At 66.7% G+C, this 21,311-nt stretch carries 17 protein-coding genes and 2 pseudogenes; 8 read left to right on the top strand and 11 right to left on the bottom strand.

Annotation, left to right across the window (positions count from 1 at the left end; translation table 11 throughout):
* Nucleotides 1-2: 2 nt before the first annotated feature.
* The 9 genes from MLUT_RS23515 to dnaK all read right to left on the bottom strand — a co-directional run bounded on the left by MLUT_RS23515 (nucleotide 3) and on the right by dnaK (nucleotide 9,637).
* A complete protein-coding gene (locus MLUT_RS23515) occupies nucleotides 3-827 on the bottom strand; it encodes an alpha/beta fold hydrolase (RefSeq protein ID WP_196773865.1) in 825 nt (274 codons plus the stop codon).
* A 148-nt stretch (nucleotides 828-975) separates the two neighbouring features.
* The gene (locus MLUT_RS11890; RefSeq protein WP_010079734.1) at nucleotides 976-2,688 is read right to left on the bottom strand and encodes an FAD-dependent oxidoreductase; all 1,713 of its coding nucleotides are present in this window, start codon (nucleotides 2,686-2,688) and stop codon (nucleotides 976-978) included.
* Complete coding sequence (locus MLUT_RS24000; protein WP_231119532.1) at nucleotides 2,685-2,837, bottom strand: UBP-type zinc finger domain-containing protein; 153 nt, start codon at nucleotides 2,835-2,837, stop codon at nucleotides 2,685-2,687. Before MLUT_RS24000 ends, MLUT_RS11890 begins: the two co-directional genes overlap by 4 nt.
* 104 nt (nucleotides 2,838-2,941) lie before the next feature.
* Entirely contained in the window at nucleotides 2,942-3,394 is a 453-nt protein-coding gene (gene trxA / locus MLUT_RS11880) for a thioredoxin (RefSeq protein ID WP_010079736.1), read from the bottom strand.
* Entirely contained in the window at nucleotides 3,391-6,018 is a 2,628-nt protein-coding gene (gene clpB, locus MLUT_RS11875) for an ATP-dependent chaperone ClpB (RefSeq protein WP_010079737.1), read from the bottom strand. Before clpB ends, trxA begins: the two co-directional genes overlap by 4 nt.
* Nucleotides 6,009-6,320 (bottom strand): chaperone modulator CbpM, encoded by a 312-nt coding sequence (locus MLUT_RS11870; RefSeq protein WP_010079738.1) that lies wholly within the window; start codon nucleotides 6,318-6,320, stop codon nucleotides 6,009-6,011. The genes clpB and MLUT_RS11870 overlap by 10 nt, the downstream gene beginning before the upstream one ends.
* Entirely contained in the window at nucleotides 6,317-7,210 is an 894-nt protein-coding gene (locus MLUT_RS11865) for a DnaJ C-terminal domain-containing protein (RefSeq protein WP_010079739.1), read from the bottom strand. Before MLUT_RS11865 ends, MLUT_RS11870 begins: the two co-directional genes overlap by 4 nt.
* Before the next feature lie 3 nt (nucleotides 7,211-7,213).
* Nucleotides 7,214-7,753 (bottom strand): nucleotide exchange factor GrpE, encoded by a 540-nt coding sequence (locus MLUT_RS11860; protein WP_010079740.1) that lies wholly within the window; start codon nucleotides 7,751-7,753, stop codon nucleotides 7,214-7,216.
* An 18-nt stretch (nucleotides 7,754-7,771) separates the two neighbouring features.
* On the bottom strand, nucleotides 7,772-9,637 hold the full coding sequence (gene dnaK / locus MLUT_RS11855) for a molecular chaperone DnaK (RefSeq protein WP_012750682.1): 1,866 nt from the start codon (nucleotides 9,635-9,637) through the stop codon (nucleotides 7,772-7,774).
* 934 nt (nucleotides 9,638-10,571) lie between these two features.
* Here dnaK and MLUT_RS11850 point away from each other — a divergent pair.
* The 5 genes and pseudogenes from MLUT_RS11850 to MLUT_RS11825 all read left to right on the top strand — a co-directional run bounded on the left by MLUT_RS11850 (nucleotide 10,572) and on the right by MLUT_RS11825 (nucleotide 15,205).
* Entirely contained in the window at nucleotides 10,572-11,879 is a 1,308-nt protein-coding gene (locus MLUT_RS11850; RefSeq protein WP_012750681.1) for an ISL3 family transposase, read from the top strand.
* A 12-nt stretch (nucleotides 11,880-11,891) separates the two neighbouring features.
* Nucleotides 11,892-12,724 (top strand): annotated as a pseudogene (locus MLUT_RS23510) (IS3 family transposase); the annotation flags it as partial.
* 61 nt (nucleotides 12,725-12,785) lie between these two features.
* Nucleotides 12,786-14,228, top strand: a complete 1,443-nt coding sequence (locus MLUT_RS11835; protein ID WP_010080024.1) for an IS30 family transposase — start codon at nucleotides 12,786-12,788, stop codon at nucleotides 14,226-14,228.
* A 7-nt stretch (nucleotides 14,229-14,235) separates the two neighbouring features.
* Nucleotides 14,236-14,553: pseudogene (locus MLUT_RS11830) on the top strand (integrase core domain-containing protein); the annotation flags it as partial.
* A 289-nt stretch (nucleotides 14,554-14,842) separates the two neighbouring features.
* Nucleotides 14,843-15,205, top strand: a complete 363-nt coding sequence (locus MLUT_RS11825; protein ID WP_231936620.1) for a helix-turn-helix domain-containing protein — start codon at nucleotides 14,843-14,845, stop codon at nucleotides 15,203-15,205.
* A gap of 11 nt (nucleotides 15,206-15,216) precedes the next feature.
* Here MLUT_RS11825 and MLUT_RS24250 read toward each other — a convergent pair whose 3' ends face one another.
* Both MLUT_RS24250 and MLUT_RS24245 read right to left on the bottom strand, forming a co-directional pair.
* A complete protein-coding gene (locus tag MLUT_RS24250; RefSeq protein WP_370992109.1) occupies nucleotides 15,217-15,375 on the bottom strand; it encodes a hypothetical protein in 159 nt (52 codons plus the stop codon).
* Between the two features lie 87 nt (nucleotides 15,376-15,462).
* Nucleotides 15,463-15,627: a hypothetical protein gene (locus MLUT_RS24245; RefSeq protein ID WP_370992107.1), complete on the bottom strand. Its 165-nt coding sequence runs from the start codon at nucleotides 15,625-15,627 to the stop codon at nucleotides 15,463-15,465.
* A 445-nt stretch (nucleotides 15,628-16,072) separates the two neighbouring features.
* On the opposite strand from MLUT_RS24245, the gene MLUT_RS11815 reads away from it, so the two are divergent.
* From MLUT_RS11815 to MLUT_RS11805, 3 genes are read left to right on the top strand one after another with little or no spacing between them, the layout of a single operon-like run.
* Nucleotides 16,073-17,335, top strand: a complete 1,263-nt coding sequence (locus tag MLUT_RS11815) for an ISL3 family transposase (protein ID WP_010079362.1) — start codon at nucleotides 16,073-16,075, stop codon at nucleotides 17,333-17,335.
* The gene (locus tag MLUT_RS11810) at nucleotides 17,332-18,465 is read left to right on the top strand and encodes a hypothetical protein (RefSeq protein ID WP_082229693.1); all 1,134 of its coding nucleotides are present in this window, start codon (nucleotides 17,332-17,334) and stop codon (nucleotides 18,463-18,465) included. Before MLUT_RS11815 ends, MLUT_RS11810 begins: the two co-directional genes overlap by 4 nt.
* Entirely contained in the window at nucleotides 18,466-21,276 is a 2,811-nt protein-coding gene (locus tag MLUT_RS11805) for a DUF4365 domain-containing protein (protein WP_012750675.1), read from the top strand.
* Nucleotides 21,277-21,311 lie beyond the last annotated feature (35 nt).

The following is a 21,311-nucleotide window of genomic DNA, read 5'->3' as shown; positions in this document are numbered from 1 at the left end:
TACTACCTCTTTGTTTTTCGACCTTCATATCGGCACGGGAGTGGCACCCGTTCGATTACTCTGTGGTCACTTTCGTAGCGCCGATTTGGGCGAGGCGCTTGCCGATGAGGTGGTTCGTTGCCCGCACACGCCGGACGGTGACCCCCCTCATCCGCTCCACGATGCGCAGCACGGCTTCGGAGCGGAACTCGTCGAGGTCGCCCATAATGACGTCGATGGGGGCTTTGACATGGGCGATGTCGCTGAGTGAGCGCGGTCTGCGACTCGATGGGGTGCTGCAACGACTTGATGAACGACTCCCAGTTGCGTTCAGTGATATCGACAGCTTTGGGGGTGGGCAGCAGCCGCTGTACCAGGGCAGCATGCCGGAGGGTGAACTCCCGGTTCGTGCGGAGGTACTCGAAGAGCCGCAGGTAGAAGTCCATCCGGGCCCGCTCGACGACGTCCCCGATCTCATGGGGTGCCAGATAGATAGGTGGGCTGACCATCACGAGCTTCGCGACGCGCTTTCGCCGCCGGGCGGCGTACCGGGCGGCGTACCGGGCGGCGCCGATGAGGGCGCCCATAGAATGCCCGACCACAGTGAACGGCTCCCGCAGCCGCAACGAGGCGACCATCCGCCCGATAGCGGCGACATGGTCGGCCAGGGTGTAATCGGCCCACTCCGGGGCCGGCGACTCGCCGAAGCCAAGCAGGTCGATGGCGATGCACCGGTGGGTGCGCTCGAGCAACGGGATCACGTGGTGAAACGTCACCGACCAGGAGGCGATACCGTGCAGCAGCAGCACCGTCGGGCCCTCGCCACGTTCCTCGTCGATGTGCAGCACCGGGATGCGGCGAAACCACCTCATCCGACGCACCGTCGAGGGGATCCCACCCGCTACGCCCGCATGGGCCACCGGAGGATCCGCGGGTTCTCCCACGGCTGCCGGGTTCGGGGCGGCGTGCGGCGCTGGTGTCCCTGGATGTCGGAGCTCATGCGCGCACCCGACTGTGGCGACCCTCGTTCAGGTAGTCGTAGATCTGCCGGACCACACTGGCGCCCTCACCCACAGCCGAGGTCATTCGCTTCACAGACCCGTACCGCACATCGCCGATAGCGAAGACCCCGGGGATGGTGGTCTCCAAAGAGAAGCGGGGGCTTCCTTCCATCCGCGCGCCGGCCAGCTCCGCCTCCGCGCCGGTGAGGATGTACCCGTCGGGATCGCGTGCCACATCGACCTTCAATCCCGTCGTCGCCGGAGCGGCGCCGATGAAGACGAACACGTGTCCCACGCGGAGCTTCTCCAGCACGTCACCGTGACGGACTGTGATCGCTTCCAAACGGTTGCCGCCGTGTGCTTCCACGACCTCCGAGGACAGCAGCACGTTGATACGGGGGTGATGTTGGATCTGGTCCACCAGGTATCTGGACATTCCCGCTCCCAGGTCCGCGGCGCGCACCACAAGGTGCACACGGGGGGACGTGCGGGCAAGGAACAGCGCGGCCTGGCCGGCGGAGTTGCCGCCACCGACAACAGCGACAGGTGTGTCTACGCACATCCGCGCTTCCTGCGCTGTTGCCGCGTAGAACACGTTCAAGGCCTGGAACCGGTCCAGCCCCGCGGCGGGAAGCGAACGGTATCGCACCCCGTTGGCAAGGACCACCACATCTGAGGTGACCTCCCTGCCATCTTTGAAGATCACCCGGAAGCGGTCCTCATCCTCCACGACCTCCTGGACCATGGCCGGGATGTCCAACGTGGCACCGAACTTGCGCACCTGCAGGAGGCTGCGGTCGGCGAGCTCAAAGCCGGAGATCCCGGCAGGAAACCCCAGATAGTTCTCGATCTTCGCAGACGTTCCCGCCTGCCCGCCGCTGGCGACCGCGTCGCACAGGTAGACCGACAACCCATCGGAGGCTGCATACACCGCCGCGGCAAGACCAGCCGGCCCAGCGCCGACGACCAGCACATCGCAGGTGGGCGGCGGGGCGGGCGGGCGCATCCCCAACTCCTCGGCAAGCCGTGCCGGGGTGGCACCCAGGACGGTGCGTGAGCCGCCGAGGATCACCAGCGGGAAGTCGGCGGCGGTGGCGCCGAGCTGGCGGACCAGCCGCTCCGCTTTCTCGTCCTCATCCAGGTCCACCAGCCGGTGGGGCAGCCGGTTTCGTGCGACGAAGTCCAGCAGATCCCGGGTCTGCGGGGAGAAGCAGGAGCCGACGATCCGCATGCCCGCTCCCGCCCCGATGGCCAGGGAGCGGCGGATGAGGTAGGCCCGCAGGATGATCTCACCCAATAGCGGGTCCGAGGTGACGATGGCCTCCAGCTCATCGACGGGCACCTCCACCACCTCAGCGGCGCCGATGGCGGAGACGAGTACGAAAGACGGCTGTCCTTCCAGCAACCCGATATCCCCCACGAACCGGCCGCGGCCGTGCACCCCGACCGCCAACGACTCATCGGGATGACGCGGATCCGCCGCAGGTTCGGTGTCCGCCGTCAGCAGGTGCCCTTCCAGAACGACATAGAGGGAGGACGGGCGCTCGCCGGGCCGGATGAGAACCTCCCCGTCGGTGAGTGTGCGGCGCTGCACTCGTGCGAGCAGCACCGCGATCTGCTCGTCGCTGAGCCGTGGGAAAGCGCCGATGGTGTCAGGCGTCTCGGCCTGAGCGACCTGGCGGCGGTTGGCGGCGGGTGTGTCACTCATACGTACGCTTCGTCCACGTAGCACCAGCTCCAGTTCTCCCCCAGCTCCAGCGACCGCACGATGGGGTGCCCCGCCGTGTGCGCATGCGCGCGGGCGTGCCGCATCGGGGAGGAGTCGCAGCACCCGACCCTCCCGCAGGTGCGGCACATGCGCAGGTGCAGCCAGGGCGTGCCGGCCGCCACGCAGTCCTCACATGACCCGGGTGTCCGGGGACGGACCGGGCGGATGAGCGGGACGTGTGGGTCGACGTATCTCATGGGTCACCGCCGGCCGAGTCAGCCATCTTCTGCAACGCCTCGTCCACCCAGCGCAGCAGCACGTCCGGCGGGGCGGCTCCGGATTGGCGGGAGAGCACGTTCCCTTGGTTGAGGATGAGCAGAGTCGGCACCGCCTGGACGGAGAACTTGCGGGCCGTCTCCGGCGCGGCGTCCACGTCCACTTTCACCAGCTTGAGCTTGCCGGCACGTTCCGTGGCGACCTTCTCGAGAGCAGGGCTGACCATCCGGCACGGTCCGCACCAGGTCGCCCACAAGTCCACGAGCACCACTTGCGGGGCCTGCTCGACCACCTCGGCGAAGTCCGCATCGCCCGCATCCACGATCCACGGCAGGGCGCTCTTGCAGACACCGCAGCGCGGGTACCCCGACGCGGCGGCGGGGACACGGTTCTTCTTCCCGCAGTTGGGGCAGGTCACAATCGCGCTCACCCCGCGTCCTCCTCCTCGGCGGGCGCTGCGATGTTGAAGACGAGGTCGCCGTCCTGCACGTCCAGCGTGACCGTCGACCCGTCCATCACCTGCCCGCTCAGCAGCGCACGACCCAGCCGAGTCTCGATCTCATGGCTGATGTAACGTCGCAGCGGACGCGCCCCGTACACGGGGTCGTAGCCGCGGTCGGCGATGAGCTGGCGTGCCGCGGGCGTCAGCTCGATGCGGATCTGACGCTCGGCCAGCCGGGAGCGCAGGTCGGTGAACTGCAGCTCCACAATGTCCTGGATCTGTTCGCGACCCAGCGGCGAGAACACCACGATGTCGTCCACCCGGTTGAGGAACTCGGGACGGAAGTGGGCGCGCAACTCACCGAGCACACTGTCTCGCACGTCGTCGGGGATCGCGCCGCCATCGGAGCCCAACAGGTGATGGGCACCGATGTTGGAGGTCATGATGATGATGGTGTTGCGGAAGTCGACGGTGCGTCCCTGGCTGTCGGTGATGCGACCGTCGTCGAGGACCTGCAGCAGCGTGTTGAACACGTCCGGGTGAGCTTTCTCGATCTCGTCGAGAAGGACCACGCTGTACGGGCGGCGCCGCACCGCCTCGGTCAGCTGCCCTCCCTCTTCATACCCGACATACCCGGGAGGTGCACCGACCAGCCTGCTGACGGTGTGACGTTCCTGGTACTCGCTCATGTCCAGCCGGATCATCGCCGACTCGCTGTCGAACAGTGCTTCCGCGAGCGCTTTGGCCAGTTCGGTCTTTCCCACACCTGTGGGGCCGAGGAAGATGAACGAGCCGATGGGGCGGCGCGGGTCGCGGATGCCGGAGCGGGCACGGATAATCGCGTCGCTGACGAGCGTGATGGCCTCATCCTGACCGACCACCCGCTCCTTGAGGGTGGCGTCCAGGGTGAGGATCTTATTGCGTTCACCTTCCTGCAGCCGGGCCACGGGGATCCCCGTCCATGCTGCGACGATCTCGGCGATCTCGTCCTCGGTGACCACCTCCCGCAGCAGCCGCTGCCCGCCTTGTTTGGAGGTGAGACGCTCCTCCTCGGCGCGCAGGCGTCGTTCCGCGTCAGCGATAGCCCCGTACCTCAGTTCAGCGGCACGGTTGAGGTCGTAGGAGCGCTCAGCTTCCTCCGCCTCCCGCCGCAGACGCTCCAGCTCACTGCGCAGCTCCTGGACCTTGCGGATCGCTTGACGCTCCGCCTCCCACTGGGCGCGCTTGGAGTCCGCCTCCGCCTTCAGGTCGGCCAGTTCCCGGCGCAGCTCCTCCAGCCGGTTCTTGCTGGCAGTGTCCGTTTCCTTCGACAGCGCCGCTTCCTCGATCTCCAGGCGGGTCACCCGCCGGGTCAGCTCGTCGAGCTCAGCGGGCATTGAGTCGATCTCGGTTCGCAGACGCGCGCAGGCTTCGTCGATGAGGTCGATGGCCTTGTCGGGCAGGAACCGGTCGGTGATGTACCGGTGGGACAGCACGGCGGCAGCGACCAGTGCGCTGTCCTGGATGCGGACACCGTGGAAGACCTCCAGGCGTTCGCGCAGGCCGCGGAGGATGGAGATCGCGTCCTCCACGTCAGGTTCCTCGACCATCACCGTCTGGAACCGGCGTTCCAGGGCAGCGTCCTTCTCGATGTGCTTGCGGTACTCATCGAGGGTGGTGGCACCGATGAGGTGCAGCTCCCCGCGGGCGAGCATCGGCTTGAGCATGTTGCCGGCGTCCATCGCCCCTTCGGTGGCTCCCGCCCCCACCAGGGTGTGCAGCTCGTCGATGAACAGCAGGATGCGTCCCTCCGCTGCCTTCACCTCCGCCAGGACTGCCTTCATTCGCTCCTCGAACTCGCCCCGGTACTTCGCGCCGGCGACCAGGGCAGACAGGTCCAGCGAGAACACGGTCTTGTCGCGAAGGCCCTCGGGCACGTCCTCACTCAAGATCCGCTGGGCAAGGCCCTCCACGATGGCGGTCTTTCCGACACCGGGCTCGCCGATGAGGACGGGGTTGTTCTTGGTCTTGCGGGAGAGGATCTGGATGACCCGGCGGATCTCCGCATCACGCCCGATGACGGGGTCAAGCTTGCCCAACCGGGCGTCAGCGACCAGGTCACGGCCGTACTTCGCCAACGCCTCGTACGTCTGCTCGGGGGTGGCGGAGTTGACGTGCTGGTTGCCGCGGATCTCGGTGAGTGCGCTGAGGAAGCTCTCCCGGGTGACACCGTGCCCGCGCAGCACGCGGGACGCGGGACGGTTGGAGGAGTCGTCGACGAGGGCCAGAACGAGATGCTCCACGGAGATGTAGGAGTCTTTCAGCCGCTTTGCCTCCCGCTCCGCCCGTTCCAGGGTGGAGGTGAGGCTGCGGCTCACGTACACCTGACCGGTCTGCGGGGAGGACCCGGAGACGCTGGGCTTGCGGGCGATCTCCGCTTCGACGTCGGCGCGTACCGCTTCCACGTCAGCACCCGCTGCCTGCAGCAGTCGGGGAACCAGCCCCTCCTCCTGCTGCAGCAGTGCGAGCAGGAGATGCTCCTCGTCCGTTTCGACCTGACCGGCCTGGACCGCGAGGCTCTGGGCCGAGGTGAGCGCTTCCTGCGACTTCTGAGTGAGTGAGTTCATGTCCATGGGATGTCTCCTTCAAGTCGGATGGTCCGGTGCTGCTCGAGCTGCTCGATGCGGGCGAGCAGGTCGAGCACGAGTGCGATGCCGGCGTAGTTCACGGCAAGATCGGAGTGCAGACGCACGATGGTGTGCACGCGGGCGGGGACGGTACGGGCGAACCACAGCCGGCCGCTGGTGTCGACGTGGGCGGTGACCAGCCCCAGCTCGACGAACTTCCGCAGCGTATCCGGGTGGATACCTGCGGCCACCGCGGTCGCCGCCAGGTCGGCCCGGGCGACACGGACGGGCAGGTGACGTGAGGTCATGATCCTCTCCTGGCATCAAACGACGATTCGTCGCGGAGCTGTTCGAACAGCTCCCTCTCCTTCTTGCTGAGAGTGCGGGGAACGACGACCTTCACCCGCGCATACAGGTCTCCCGGCTGTCCCCTGCGCGGCATCCCCTGCCCGCGCAGGCGGAGCCGCCTGTCCGTGGACGAGCCGGGCGGAACGTGCACGGTGACCGGGCCGCCCGGGGTGGGCATGCTGACATCCGCGCCCAGCGCCGCCTCCCACGGTGAGATGGGAAGGTCCGTTTCGATGTCCGCGCCGCTGAGCCGGTACCGCTTACTGTCCTTCACGCGCAGCGTGATCAGCAGGTCCCCGTCCTGTCCGTCGGCGTCCGCGATCCGCAGCCGCTGCCCGTCGACAGCGCCCGCTGGGATGTCGATGGTGTACTCCTGCGCGCCGCCGTACGGGGACGCGACCTGCACCGTGCGCCGCCCGCCCCGGTAGGCCTCCTCGACGGTGATCTCCAGCTCCGCGGTGCGGTCGGCGCCGCGACCGAAACCACCGAAGCCGCCCCCGAAACCACCGAAGCCGCCCCCGAAGAGGTCCTCCCAGTTCACGCTCTGCGCGCTGCCCCCGCTCCACGTGTATCGGGTGCCGCCGCTGCGGCGCGGCTGCTCGGAGGAGCGAGCCGCGTCCGCGGCGGCGTACTGCCGGAAGTTCTCACCGAACCGGTCGTACTGTGAGCGGGTTTCCGGGTCCGACAGCACATCGTGGGCTTCACTGATCCGTTTGAAGGTCTCCTCCGCCCCCGGGGCCTTGTTGACGTCCGGGTGGAACTTGCGGGCCTTCTCCCGGTAGGCGCGGCGGATCTCCTTCTGATCCGCCGACCGGGAGACCCCCAGCACGCTGTAGAGGTCCTCCGCCATCTCCTACTCCTCCTCCGGCCTGCGGGCGACCACGACCGCAGCCGGTCGCAGCATCCGCTCAGGCGTTCCGAACCCGGAGCGAGTGACGGCGAGGATGCTGCCCGGCGGGACGCTGGCATCCTCGACGACCGAGACCGCCTCGTGCAGCTGCGGGTCGAACTCCGCACCGTCGATGACAATCTCGGGGTACCCGAGTGCGCGCAACGCATCAGCGGCCTGCGCCCGGACGGCCTGCATGCCACCCAGAACGCCCTCGTCAAGGTCCACCCCGAAGCTGAGCGCCCGGTCCAGCCCGTCGACGACGGGCAAGAAGGCTTTGGCGGTGTGCTGCCGCTCCTGCTCGCGGACGGTCTGGATCTCGCGCGCCGTTCGTTTGCGGAGGTTGTCGTAGTCCGCCGCCGCCCGGCGCCACCGGTCCTCGGCCGTCTCCAACTGGGAGGCGACCGCTGCTTGCGCGGCACGGATCTCCTCCGGGGACACGTCGGTGAGGTCCTCGTTCAGCAGGTCCACGGCCCGCGTGTCCTCGTTCTGCTCCTCGACCATCGCGATCCTCCCTCCGTGCTACTTGTCGAACTCGGCGTCGACGACGTCGTCTTCGTCGTCCTGAGCGGGCTGCTCAGCGTGGCTGGCGTTCGCGCGGGCCGCAGCAAGGGACTGCGCAACCTGCAGCAGCTCGCCGGTGCGCTCTTTCGCTTCCTGCTCGCCGACGTTGTTCTGCACTGCCTCGCGGGCCTGCGTGATGAGCAGCTCCGCGCGGGCACGCTCGTGCTCCGGTGCAGCGTCGCCGAGCTCACGCAGTACCCGCTCGACCTGGTAGGCGGCGGAGTCCAGCTCGTTGCGGGCGTCCACGGCCTGGCGCAGCGCCTGGTCGTCAGCCCGGTGCTGCTCGGCTTCCTTAATCATCCGGTCGATCTCGCCCTGGTCCAGATTCGAGGTGTCACTGATGGTGATGCCCTGCTCGGTGCCGGTGTCCTTGTCCTTCGCCGTCACGTTCAGGATGCCGTTCGCGTCGATGTCGAAGGTGACCTCGACCTGCGCTTCACCGCGAGGAGCGGGGCGGATGCCGGTGAGCTCGAACCGGCCCAGCACCCGGTTGTCCGCGGCGATCTCCCGCTCGCCCTGCAGGACGACGATCTCCACCGACGGCTGGTTGTCTTCGGCCGTGGAGAACACCTCGCTGCGTCGGGCGGGGATGGTGGTGTTGCGCTCGATGATCTTCGTCATCACGCCACCGCGGGTCTCCACACCCAGCGACAGCGGGGTGACATCCAGCAGCAGCACGTCGTCGACGTCGCCCTTGAGGACGCCCGCCTGGATGGCGGCGCCCACAACGACCACCTCATCGGGGTTCACCGTCATGTTCGGCTCCTTGCCGCCGGTGAGCCGCTTGACGAGCGCTTGGACAGCGGGGATGCGGGTGGAACCGCCCACGAGGATGACCTCGTCGATATCGTCCTCACTGATCTTCGCGTCGGCCATCGCCTGACGCACCGGACCGAGGCACCGCTCAACGAGGTCAGCGGTGAGGTCTTCGAACTTGGACCGCTTCACGGTCATGGTCAGGTGCTTGGGCCCACTGGCGTCGGCGGTGATGAAGGGCAGGCTGACCTGGGTCTGGGACACCGAGCTGAGCTCGATTTTCGCCTTCTCGGCCGCCTCGAACAGTCGCTGCAGCGCCTGCGGGTCGTTGCGCAGGTCGATGCCGTTCTCGTTCTTGAACTCGTCGGCAAAGTAGTCCACCAGCCGGCGGTCGAAGTCGTCGCCGCCCAGGTGGGTGTCACCGGCGGTGGATCGCACTTCGACGACCCCGTCGCCCACGTCGAGGAGGCTGACATCGAACGTGCCGCCACCGAGGTCGAACACCAGGATGGTCTCGTGGTTCTTCTTGTCCATTCCGTACGCCAGTGCGGCGGCGGTGGGCTCGTTGATGATGCGCAGCACCTCGAGCCCGGCGATGCGTCCGGCGTCCTTGGTCGCGGTGCGTTGGGCGTCGTTGAAGTAGGCGGGAACAGTGATGACGGCCTCGGTCACCTTCTCACCGAGGAACTTGCTGGCGTCGTCAACGAGCTTGCGCAGCACCTGGGCGCTGATCTCCTCCGGCGCGTACTGCTTGCCGCGGATGTTGAACCGTGCTTCGCCGTTGGGTCCTTCCACGACGTCGAAGCCGACGGCGTTGGCTTCCTCCTTGATCTCGTCGAAGGACCGGCCGATGAACCGCTTGGCGGACGAGATGGTGCCCTTCGGGTTGAGGATGCTCTGCCGGCGGGCAAGCTGCCCCACCAGCCGTTCACCGTCCTCGGTGAAAGCGACCACCGACGGGGTAGTGCGGGCTCCCTCCGCGTTCGGGATGACCTTCTCCTCGCCAGCCTCCCAGACGGCGATAACGGAGTTCGTGGTCCCCAGATCGATTCCTACTGCCTTGGCCATGATGATTGTTCCTTTCTTGTCACGTGAGACGCGCTACATGAGAGACGTTACAGGGGCCGTCGAATTTTGTCATGTGAGATATATTACATAGATCGTCAAAGAGCGCGCCAGGATCGGCGTAGACGCAGGGCTGAGTGCCCAGAGTCAGGAAGCAGGCTGCTTCAGGGGGATCTTTCCGGACGGCGGGCCGCTCGATGGGCATCACCACCCGCAGGACGCCCAGGTTGCAGCTGGCGGTGACGCTGTCGATGCCGGGCGCCAGGCCCAGCAGCCGCATGAAGTGCCCTTGGGGGCCGTTCGGCGGTGAACCACTTCGCGCCGGCGGTCGCGGACTGGGCCGCTCACCGCGCGGACGGTGATCGGCTGGCCGCCCACCCAGCTCGATGGACTCCGAGTCGATGCCTGGCAGGTCCGCACATGAGGTCACCATCTCACCACCTCCACATTTACGCTGAGTCGCTATACCGCCACTGCCGATGATTGTTCGACGGTCGGAGGTGTAGACCCCACCGAGCTGCGTCGCCGAACCACCGTGCGACGCATCGGCTCGCGCTGCCCGGCCGGGCACCGGCCGAGTCCGCGAGACGAAACTCGTTGTCGCGTCAGAATGGACCCACGTAGACATTTCGCAAGTCATTTGCCTGACGAACAGTGAAGCGCCCTGAGTTTGTTGGAGGCTCCTGACCTTGGAAACGAGGATGGGGTTATGCCGAACGAGCAGACATCAGGGAAGCCGACGACGCCTCGGTATTCGCCGGAGGAGAAGGCCGCCGCGGTCCGGATGGTGAGGACGCTGCGAGCAGAGCTCGGGACCGGCAATCGGGCTCTTCACGAACGAGGGTGTAGTCGGTTGAGCGCGTCGGTGGCCGGGTAGGGGTCGAGGTCTCCCGGATGATGGAAGTTCTTCACGCTCGCCATCCCGAAAGACCTCGACGTGCTCCACCCTACTTTCGCGACCCCTGACCTGACCACGTTCTGCCGCCTTGACGAGCTCGGCCTCGTCGCCGTCGGCCAGCTGATCGAGCCGGATCGGGCCACGATCGAATGCCGCGTCGTCGAGGACGACCCGTGGTGTCGGAAGTGCGGTGTCGAGGGCGTGCCGCGGGACACGGTCACGCGTCGACTGGCGCACGAGCCGTTCGGGCACCGGCCGACGACCCTGCTGGTGCGGGTGCGCCGGTACCGGTGCGGACACTGCCGGCGCACGTGGCGGCAGGACATGACGCGGGCAGCGGCGCCGCGTGCGAAGATCTCCCGCGGCGGCCTGGAGTGGGCGCTGCGGGGCATCGTCATCGACCACCTCACCGTCACCCGCGTCGCCGCAGGTCTCGGGGTGTCCTGGAGTGCCGCGAACGCCGCCGTCCTCGCGGAAGGCAAGCGGCGCCTGATCGACGACCCCGCCCGGTTCGACGGGGTCACCACGATCGGTGTCGACGAGCACGTCTGGCGACACACGAGGCTGGGCGACAAGTACGTCACCGTGATCATCGACCTCACCCCCGCGAGGAACAAGACCGGGCCGGCGAGGCTGCTGGACATGGTCGAGGGCCGCTCCAAGGCGGTGTTCAAGCAGTGGCTCGCCGCCCGCCCTGCGGACTGGGCGAAGCGGATCGAGGTGGTCGCGATGGACGGCTTCGCCGGGTTCAAGACCGCTGCCGCCGAGGAACTCCCCGACGCCGTCCCCGTCATGGACCCGTTCCACGTGGTCCGCCTCGCCGGCGACGCGCTGGATGTCTGCCGGCGTCGGGTCCAGCAAGACACCACCGGTCACCGCGGGCTCAAGGGCGACCCGCTCTACAAAGCCCGCCGCACCCTGCACACCGGGGCGAGCCTGCTCACCGACCGGCAGCGGGCACGCCTGGACGCAGTGTTCGCGAGCGAGGAGCACATCGAGGTCGAGGCGACCTGGGGCATCTACCAGCGCATCGTCGCGGCCTACCGGGAGCCCGACAAGAAGAAAGCGAAGGCGATGATGCAGGAGGTGATCGCTACGATCAGCAGCGGCGTTCCCGCGGCGCTCGTCGAGGTCCGCAAGCTCGGCCGGACCATGAAGCAGCGGGCGGGCGACATCCTCGCGTTCTTCGACCGCCCCGGCACCAGCAACGGCCCGACCGAGGCCATCAACGGGCGGCTCGAACACCTCCGCGGCTCCGCCCTCGGCTTCCGCAACCTCACCCACTACATCGCTCGGTCACTGCTCGAAGCCGGAGGGTTCAGACCCGCGCTACACCCTCGTTCGTGAAGAGCCGGCAATCGGGTCGCGACGCAGCTCGGGTACGGGGTCGAGTCGGTGCGGATGTGGGTCAAGCAGGCCGACATCCACGACGGTCACGTCGCTGGGGTGAGCACGGCGGAAGCGCGGCGCGTGCGGGAACTCCGGCAGGAGGTCCGTGAGTTGCGTCGGGCGAACGAGATCGTGAAGCGGGCCGCGTCTTTCTTCGGGGCGGAGCTCGACCGCCAACACCGGAAGTAGTCGCGTTCATCGACGCGAATAAGGACGACGTCGTCGAAGGCCGCCCGCTTGGAGTCGAGCCATCTGCAGCCTGTTGCAGGTGGCTCCGAGCACCTACTACGCCGCGAAAGACCGTGCCCCGTCCGCTCGCGCGGTGAGCGACGCTGCGTTGACCCCGGAGCTGGTGACGCTCTGGCAGGACTACTACTGCGTCTACGGGGTCCGAAAGCTCTGGAAGACCGCGCGTCGGAAGACCGCGCGTTGCGCCGGGAGCGACATCGGCCGAGATCAGACGGGCCGGCTCATGCGCGCCGCAGGGATTGAGGGCGCGACCAGGTCGAAGCGGGTGAAGACGACCCGGCCAGATCCGACTGCGGCACGGCATCCCGGACCTGGTGAAGCGGGAGTTCACTGCGACCGCGCCGAATCGGCTCTGGGTCACAGATCTGACGTTCGTGCCGACCTGGGCGGGCGTCGCTTACGTCTGCTTCATCGTTGACGCGTTCTCCCGGATGATCGTCGGGTGGCGGTGCGCATCACACATGCGCACCGAGATGATCCTCGACGCGATCGAGATGGCGCGCTGGTCCCGCGGCGCTCACCACGACGATCTCCGCTGCCACAGCGACGCAGGGTCTCGAGGTGGATTCAATCGGTCGTCGCAACACCCTCTCGGAATCACTGGAGGTATGGGCGATGGCAAGCAAGGACTGGGCGAGGAAGATCAGTGACGTGCCCGAGGGGACACGTCGGCAGTGGAGAGCGGATCGGGCCTTGCGGGCCCCGATGCGCTCTCCTGGCAGGCCGCAGCCCTCACGGGAGGTCCAACGCCAGTTCTGGCGTGTAATCGCCACCGGTGTCACCACGGTCGAGGCATCCCTGACTGTGGGCGTGTCCTGGCCCGTCGGGGCGCGCTGGTTCCGTCACGCTGGCGGGATGACCCCGCTGTCCTTAGCCGAGCCCACCGGCCGGTATCTGTCCTTCGCTGAGCGTGAAGAGATCGCAATCCTCCATGCCCAGGGCCAGGGGGTCCGTCAGATCGCACGCACGCTGGGACGTGACCCGGGCACGATCAGCCGTGAGCTGCGCCGTAACTGCGCCACTCGTTCCGGGAAGCAGGAGTACCGGGCCACGGTGGCGCAGTGGAAGGCCCAGGAAGCTGCCAGGCGGCCCAAGCCGGCGAAGCTGGCCACGAACCAGCGACTGCACGACTACGTCCAGGCACGCCTGAACGGGGTGGTCCTGGGCCCCGATGGCGTGGCCGTGCCGGGACCGGTCGGGCCCGGTTTCAAGGGGCGGAAGATGAAACCGCGCCGGGCGGACCGGCGGTGGTCCACGGCGTGGAGCCCTGAGCAGATCAGCCACCGGCTGCGCCTGGAGTTCCCGGATGATGTGTCCATGCGGATCTCTCATGAAGCGATCTATCAGTCCCTGTTCATCCAGGGGCGTGGGGCGCTCAAGCGTGAACTCGTCGCGTGCCTGCGTACCGGGCGGGCTCTGCGCGAGCCGCGGGCACGTACCCGGAACAAGCCCCAGGGCCACGTCACCGAGGACGTGGTGTTCAGCAAGCGCCCACCCGAGGCCGCTGATCGTGCTGTGCCCGGGCACTGGGAAGGGGACCTGATCATCGGGACCGAGCGTTCAGCGATCGGGACTCTGGCCGAGCGCAAGAGCCGGGCCACGATCCTGGTCCACTTGCCCCGCCTGGAGGGATGGGGTGAGCGGCCGCCGGTGAAGAACGGGCCGTCGCTGGGTGGGTACGGGGCTGAGGCGATGACCGCGGCCCTGATCAAGGCGATGGCGACGGTGCCGCAGCAGCTGCGTCAGAGCTTGACGTGGGATCGGGGCAAGGAGCTGGCCGGGCATGTCCAGTTCACGATGGCCACGGGCACGAAGGTGTTCTTCGCTGACCCCCACTCGCCGTGGCAGCGGCCGACGAACGAGAACACGAACGGGGTGCTGCGGCAGTACTTCCCCAAGGGCACGGACCTGTCGAGATGGTCGGCCGAGGACCTCGCAGCAGTCGCGTACACGCTGAACAACAGGCCCAGGAAGGTCCTGGACTGGAAGACTCCCGCGGAGGTCTTCGCCGAGCAGCTACGCTCGCTCTCAACGCACGGTGTTGCAACGACCGGTTGAACCCGCCCGATTCACGTCCATTCGCTACGGCGAACGTCTCGCCGAGATAGGCGCGACGCCATCTATCGGGACCGTCGGCGACAGTTATGACAACGCCCTCGCTGAGACCGTGAACGGCTACTACAAGATCGAACTCGTCCGCGGCCCCGCCCGTCCCGGACCGTGGCGGACGGTCGAGGACCTCGAGCTCGCGACCCTCGGATGGGTGCACTGGCACAACACCCAGCGCCTCCACGGCTACCTCGGCGACGTCCCGCCCGCTGAGTTCGAGCAGACGTTCTATGCTGGCCAAACCACGAGCACCGAGCTGGTGGGAATCAAATAACGCGAGTCTCCACCAGACTCAGGGCGCTTCACAACGAGCTGCGCGTCGAGCACACCGACCCTTCGAGATGCTCCTCGATCCGCAGGTCAATGCCAACGCTCTGACCTGGGCCGCAGACGCGAACAAGGCCCGAACCTCGACCAACGTTTCCGTTGGCAAGGGTTCGAGCCTTGTGCGTGCGGTGGACCTCCGTAGCAGCTTCTCAAACCCCCGGAAGCCGCTCGGATCGCTGATTTCCCGTGTTCTACGGGGTTCTCGGGCTCGTCAGCCGCGCGCTCGGGGTGCTCGGATGACCGATGAGCGCGGTCCGGTGCGTGAGAATTCGCGGCAGTCTCAAACCCGTTTGAGCGTCTCCAATCGAGCCGAGCTGGTCGCCGGTTACGCCGATGGTGTGCCCGTGCGGGAGCTGGCGACGCGATTCAACGTGCACCGCGGCACTGTGCGGGAGATAGCTCGGGAGGCGGGCTTGGCGGCGCGTCGCCCGGAGTTGCCGGACGCGATCCGACAGGACGCCGCTCAACTCTATGCGGGTGGGATGACGCTCGCTCAGGTCGCCGCGCGACTCGGAGTCAGCCATGAGGCCGTGCGCTCGGCGGTGATCGCGTGCGGCGGGACGATCCGTACCGGCGGTCGTCGCCGGGTCGGTGCCTGAGTTCTCACACTTCACCGAATACCTATTGCGTCCACCGCGGCACGCTCTTCGGCGTCGTCTGCTTCGGAAGACAAGCTGGTGCGCTCGCGACGGGCGGTGATGGACTCGCGGACACGGGCGCGGATTAGGAGCACAGCGCTGACCGGCCCGATCCAGAGCATCTTGAGCATGTTCCAGATCGCCCACAGCACTGCGAGGTGGAGCCATCCGGGGGCGCCGTCGTCGATGAGTTGGACACAGGCGTTCGCGATCAGGATTTACGGGACTGCGAGCAGCATCGCGGGGATACCCCACTTCAAGCCGCGTCGGCGGGTTCGGATCGCATACAGCAGGATGTTGGTGGGCATGTAGCGCCGCAGGAAGTAGCGGGTGTGGACGCTGACGGTCCAGATCAGACGGATCATGGTCTTGTTCCTCTCCATCGCACAGTGCATCTGGTGAGGCAGTGCGTTGAAGAATGACCCGAGGGTCTGCCGAGACCGGCGCGTTACAGAGGAGAAATCCGCCTCATCAGGCAGTCTACGGGTGATTCCTGTCAGAAGGAAGAAGCTGGACAGCCAGGGTCGCGGTCCTGGAGCGCTCCGACTGGTCGTCCGCCCTACTCTCGTATGAGGCGTGGATCATGCTGCGTGCCGGTGGCCCGGCGAGGCGACTGGGCAGGCCGATTTCGCGACCATACGCTTGTTGAATGTACCCGCCACCAGCCGGGCCGGACCTGACGGCCGAGCAGTGTCAGGAGCTTGACGACACTTTTTTGGCTCTCCTGACGCTTCCGTGGGTGTTCTGGCGAGCCGTTGACGAGGGCACGCCGCTCTCTGCCTAGGTTTCTGGCTGTTGAGGTCAGTTACCTGAAGGGCGGAGAACGGCGTGCGGAACGCAAGCCTATGGCGGTCCTTGCTGGGCGTCGAGAAGACGGTCGTGGAGGGCATCGAGTTCGATGAGGACGACCAGCTCCTGGTGGCTCATGTCCGTCCCCGGGCTCGAGTGCGTGGCCGGTGCGGGCGGTGCGGGCGCAGGTCGCCCGGGTACGACCGTGGCGAGGGTCGGCGGCGGTGGCGGGCGCTGGATCTGGGCACGGTGCAGGTCTACCTCGAGGCCGACGCCCCGCGGGTGGCCTGCCGCGAGCACGGTCCCACGGTGGCCGCCGTCCCGTGGGCCAGGCACGGGGCCGGTCACACCGTGGTGTTCGACGAGCAGGTGGCCTGGCTGGCCACGCAGTGCTCCAAGTCCGCGGTCACCGAGCTGATGCGCATCGCCTGGCGCACCGTCGGGGCGATCATCACCCGGGTCTGGGCCGACGTGGAGGCCCTCGGCGACCGGTTCGCCGGCCTGCGACGGATCGGCATCGATGAGATCTCCTACAAGAAGGGCCACCGCTACCTCACGATCGTGGTCGACCACGACACCGGCCGGCTCGTCTGGGCCGCCCCGGGCCGGGACAAGGCGACCCTGGCGGCGTTCTTCGAGGCCCTCGGGCCCGACCGGTGCGCCGAGATCACCCACGTCAGCGCCGACGGGGCGGACTGGATCGCCGCCGTGGTCGCCGAGCGGTGCCCGAACGCGGTGCGGTGCGCTGATCCGTTCCACATCGTCAAGTGGGCCACCGAGGCCCTGGACGAGGTCCGTCGCCAGGCGTGGAACGAGGCCCGTGGCGCGGTCCGGCAGCGCCGGGCCGGGCGGGCCGGCGGGCACGCCAAGGCGCTCAAGCACGCCCGGTACGCGCTGTGGAAGAACCCCGAGAACCTCACCACCCGGCAGCAGGCCAAGCTCGCCTGGGTCGCCAAGACCGACCCGCGCCTGCACCGGGCCTACCTGCTCAAGGAAGGACTGCGCCTGGTCTTCCAGCTACCCGCCGACGAGGCCGAGACGGCCCTGGAACGCTGGATCGGCTGGGCCCGACGTTGCCGCATCCCCGCCTTCGTCGAGCTCCAACGCCGCATCGTCAAGCACAAGGCCTCGATCCTCGCCGCGATCGAGCACGGCCTGTCCAACGGACGTATCGAGTCCGTGAACACGAAGATTCGGCTCATCACCCGCGTCGCCTTCGGCTTCAAGTCCCCCGAAGCCCTCATCGCCCTGGCCATGCTCAACCTCGGCGGCCACCGACCCGTCCTACCGGGCCGGAAATGACCCACGGATCAGTCAGGAGAGCCACTTTTTTGTCGTCTGATCCGTACGGGTACTTCAGCGCTCGGATCGGCATGATGCTGCGGTGGGCAGAGTCGGACGTCGACAGCGATGAGCATCCCCTGGCCGCATCCGCGGAACAGCAGCACGCGATCGAGACCCGTGGGCGGTTCGCTCGCCTCCTTGGTCGGCCGGTGGGCTTCGTACCCGAGACCTCGCCGAGGTCCATTGCCACACAGGTCGCCACGGACGCGTACGCCCTGCGGCACCATGCGGCTGAGTCGCTTGTGCGGTTGACGGCGGCACTCTCGCAACGGACGAACGTCGCCGAATCGTGCGTTTGGGAAGCCCTGTCGGCCGGGCGAAACCAACTCGATCAGGTCGTAAGCCAGCTCCGCGAGTCCTTCTCCTCGGCGGAGGCCCCGATGCAGTTCGTCCGTCTGGTTCTCCGCGAGCAGGACTTGCAGAGCGGGATGACGGAGCGACTTGCTTCGGCGTCCAACGTGTTCGCTGACTGGCTCCAGTTCGCTATCGACCTACTCGTGGGACATGAGCTCCAACTCAACGCTGCTCACAACAAGGTCAAGCACGGTCTCTCAGTCCGCGCTCGTGATGATCTCAAAGTCTCATTCGTCACCACTCCGCCCAGCGCAGATGGGACCATCCCGGTTGGTGTGCTGACCGGCCCGGACGCTGTGGACATCTTCGACCGCCCCGTCATCGAAGTTCTCGCACAGGCACCCAAGGTGGACGGGCATCGACAAGGGCTGGAGCTAACGCAGTTGAGGGTGGATGTCCCTGCCGTTCTCGCCGAGGCCTACATGATCGCCTGGGCCCACGGGGCGATGTTCCATGTCGCGGCCACGAAACACTTCGAAGGACGGGTAGACCTTCCCGACTATCTGGGCGCTCCCGCTCATCCCGGTTATCCCGTGGGCGGCCCACATCCTGACCATGTTTCCGGCAAGGCTCCGGTGGGAATGAGGTTCCCTCTCACCACTCCTCCCGGTGGCGGGCCTGCGAGGCGGCCAGCGGGAATCGCGTTTCGAGACTCGTTCATTCCGCTCATATTCACTGGCTCTGCGATGCGCAACGTTCGCGTTGTTGCGGACGAGGCAACGGAGGAGGCGTAGGTGCGGGCGCCAAAGAACGAAGCTACGGGAACCTCGGGTGAGTCTGAGGTCTTGGCGCAGTTCGAGCGCTTGGGCTGGGGAGGGGTGATCGATAGCCGGCACGACACAGGCACCGATCTATATCTGCGGCCGCGAGATGCCCGCCGGTACGAACTCGGCGCCGTGATGGGTGCCCAGGTCAAGACCGGGTCGTCTTACTTCAAGACCCCGCAGAAGGACGCCGAGGGCACGATCACTGGGTGGTGGTTTGCCGAGGACGACCGTGAACACTTCGACTACTGGCTGCGCCACGCGCTGCCCCACGTGGTGATCCTGCGCGATCAAGACAGAAACCTCTCGTTCTGGGTTCACGTCACCCCTGCGCGAGTCGTCTCGACCGGTAAGGGCGCCAAGATTCTTGTACCGGCCTCCCAAACCGTTGACGCGGACCACAACGAAGCACTCTCCGACGTCGCGCTGACGCAGCTTCCGACTCCGACCTGGGACGGCACTGCGTGGACCGGCGCGGTGCATCTTGCACCGGTCGACGAAGTTCGGCATGCCCTCATCACTCCCCGGCTCATCGCACCCCACCCGAACCTGGTCCCAGATTCGATCTCCGGGCTCGAAGCCCTCGCCATGCAAGTGCTCTTCCGGGACGACCTTGAACGGATTCTGGAACCGATGAGCCTTCCTGCGCTCGCAGGGGAGAATGACGCCGAGCGGAAGGGGCTGTCACTCGACGATGCACGTGAGGCCGATGACTGGTGTTGGCGCGCCACCGCGGCCCTTCATCTCTGGCACTACCAGGGAGAACCCGCTGACCTGCTTCAGCTTGTCGACCTAGCTTCCACGCCGAGTGAACGCTCCGCGGCATCCGTGCTCCGCTGCGTCTATCACTTCGACGAGAACGATCCCGATACGGCGCTCCAAGTGCTTCAGGACGCCCTGGCACATGACGACTACTCCTCAGTGGATCACGCATGGCTAGAAGCTCAACGAGCACGGGCGCTGCTGGAGGTCGGACGACACGAGGAGGCTTTCGACCTCGCGATGAAGACCCAGCGAATCCATCGAGAGGCACCGTCGGACGTCACGGCTGCGGCCATCGCGGGCGCGTGTGCGCTGACGTCGTTCAGGGCCAGCGGATGGATGCAGGGCGACATCGCCAACATCATCCAGCGCAGCGACAACCCAGCGTCGTGGTGGAGAACCCAGGTGATGTCCTATGGGCTATCCGCTCATCTCTCTGAGGAGTTCCGGAGATGGAGCGAGGATGCGTCGATTCGGATCGGGGGCTCGGACACTGCCCACAAGCGCCTGCTTTCCGCGGCGTTGCTGGCCTCGTGCGCTGGTGACCACGACGGGTGGCGTGGCGCAATTGGCGCTCTCGCGGAGCACTTCCTTGTCACCACCGGCCCCACGGATGATCCCGACAGGGTCGCCGGCCGGCTGACTCTTCTCCGTCTCTCCGGTGACAGCAAGAGCACTGGGCGCGCGACTCGACACATCGTGCGCACGGGTCCAACGATGGCCGCCAGGATCGCGGCGAGCAGCGTGGACTTGTCTCGATCGACTCGAACGACCGCTTTGGCAGATATCGAACTGCTGACGGCCGCCGGCGACGTTCTCGAACCAGCGCGCGCCGACGAAACCTGTGCGTGGGCGCTGGCGATGCTCCAAGAGCCACAGGCCTACCTGGAACGTGCTCGGCCTACATTCATCGTGCTCTACAAGATCATCGATCTGCTGAAGGCCATGGTGTGGACGTTGAGCGAGGACGCCCTTCACAACGTGATCGACTACTTCCTCGACCAGCCCCCGGTCACCGACGACGGAACCGCGCAGACACTCGCCCGGCTGATCCATACGATCCCCGCATCCGCGTGGCGTGAGAGTGACCGTCAGCGCGCGGCGAACCGATCTGACGGCGACGCCGCCTACCTACGCGAGGCCTTCTTGAGGGTCGCTGCTCCTGCAGTAGCCGAGAGTCGCGAGCAAGTCCTTCAACGAGCCCGGGCCGGGGAGTTGATCGTCTTCGAAGCCATCGACGACGTGCGAACGCTGCCCTCCGATGCAGTCAATGCTCTTACTGACCGACTGTGCAGCGTCATCGACAATCTCATCGAGGATGCCGCCAAGGGGGCGTACAGTGTCGGCGGTCTCGACCCCGGCCATGCAATGACCCTGCTCGGTGTCTGGCACCCGTCGAGTGGGCGGTGGGATCGTATCGAAGCTCTGTTGACGGCTCCCGGGGTCCGACCTCAGCAACAGTCTGGCGCATTGCAGGTACTCGCCATCCATGGAGCGACGCTTGCCGACCCAATCAAGACACAACTTGTCGAAGCCGTGTCAGCGCTTCGGAACCGAGAGCCAGTGCGGACCTTCTTCGATGACGACGAGGACATCCGAGGCCTCGCCGCCGAAGCGCTCGCTGCTCTCGCAGATGAGGCCGCGCGCGAACCGTTGATACGGGACCTTCTTGGCGGGGACACCGTTCGCCGTGCCGCAAGTGCACGGATCATCGAACGTTTCGGAGACAAGGCAGAGTCCGAACTCCTTCTCGCTCTAGCGGGTGACGCAACCGAAGCCGTACGTGACGCGGCACTCAGAGGGCTGAGCAGGTTGGTCGTTGCCGAGCGCGCATCTGAGGGAGTCGCGACGATCCTGTCGAAGGTCCTGAAGTCTGGCGGAAGGCGGAGTGCCGCGGCGGTCGTTTCCGGGCTCCACACGCCTTCGGAGGTGCCAGCCGTTTCTCAACTGCTGACCATCGCCGCGCAGCACCCTTCAGCACAGATTCGCGAAGCTGCACGCGAGAGCACCAGCGACTGAGAGTTCCGCAGGGTCAAGTCCCGAGTAGTGGTGTA

The organism is Micrococcus luteus NCTC 2665, assembly GCF_000023205.1.
Taxonomy (GTDB): Bacteria; Actinomycetota; Actinomycetes; order Actinomycetales; family Micrococcaceae; genus Micrococcus; species Micrococcus luteus.
The sequence above is the reverse complement of the archived record's forward strand: the minus strand, read 5'-3'. Positions and strand labels throughout refer to the sequence as shown.

What these genes read in the sequence shown, in the direction of transcription:
- MLUT_RS11890 (WP_010079734.1), bottom strand. Translation starts at nt 2,688, where the DNA reads ATGAGTGACACACCCGCCGCCAACCGCCGCCAGGTCGCTCAGGCCGAG.
- MLUT_RS24000 (WP_231119532.1), bottom strand. Translation starts at nt 2,837, where the DNA reads ATGTGCCGCACCTGCGGGAGGGTCGGGTGCTGCGACTCCTCCCCGATG.
- clpB (WP_010079737.1), bottom strand. Translation starts at nt 6,018, where the DNA reads ATGGACATGAACTCACTCACTCAGAAGTCGCAGGAAGCGCTCACCTCG.
- MLUT_RS11870 (WP_010079738.1), bottom strand. Translation starts at nt 6,320, where the DNA reads ATGACCTCACGTCACCTGCCCGTCCGTGTCGCCCGGGCCGACCTGGCG.
- MLUT_RS11865 (WP_010079739.1), bottom strand. Translation starts at nt 7,210, where the DNA reads ATGGCGGAGGACCTCTACAGCGTGCTGGGGGTCTCCCGGTCGGCGGAT.
- MLUT_RS11860 (WP_010079740.1), bottom strand. Translation starts at nt 7,753, where the DNA reads ATGGTCGAGGAGCAGAACGAGGACACGCGGGCCGTGGACCTGCTGAAC.
- dnaK (WP_012750682.1), bottom strand. Translation starts at nt 9,637, where the DNA reads ATGGCCAAGGCAGTAGGAATCGATCTGGGGACCACGAACTCCGTTATC.
- MLUT_RS11835 (WP_010080024.1), top strand. Translation starts at nt 12,786, where the DNA reads ATGGCAAGCAAGGACTGGGCGAGGAAGATCAGTGACGTGCCCGAGGGG.
- MLUT_RS11825 (WP_231936620.1), top strand. Translation starts at nt 14,843, where the DNA reads ATGACCGATGAGCGCGGTCCGGTGCGTGAGAATTCGCGGCAGTCTCAA.
- MLUT_RS24250 (WP_370992109.1), bottom strand. Translation starts at nt 15,375, where the DNA reads ATGCTCAAGATGCTCTGGATCGGGCCGGTCAGCGCTGTGCTCCTAATC.
- MLUT_RS24245 (WP_370992107.1), bottom strand. Translation starts at nt 15,627, where the DNA reads ATGGAGAGGAACAAGACCATGATCCGTCTGATCTGGACCGTCAGCGTC.
- MLUT_RS11810 (WP_082229693.1), top strand. Translation starts at nt 17,332, where the DNA reads ATGACCCACGGATCAGTCAGGAGAGCCACTTTTTTGTCGTCTGATCCG.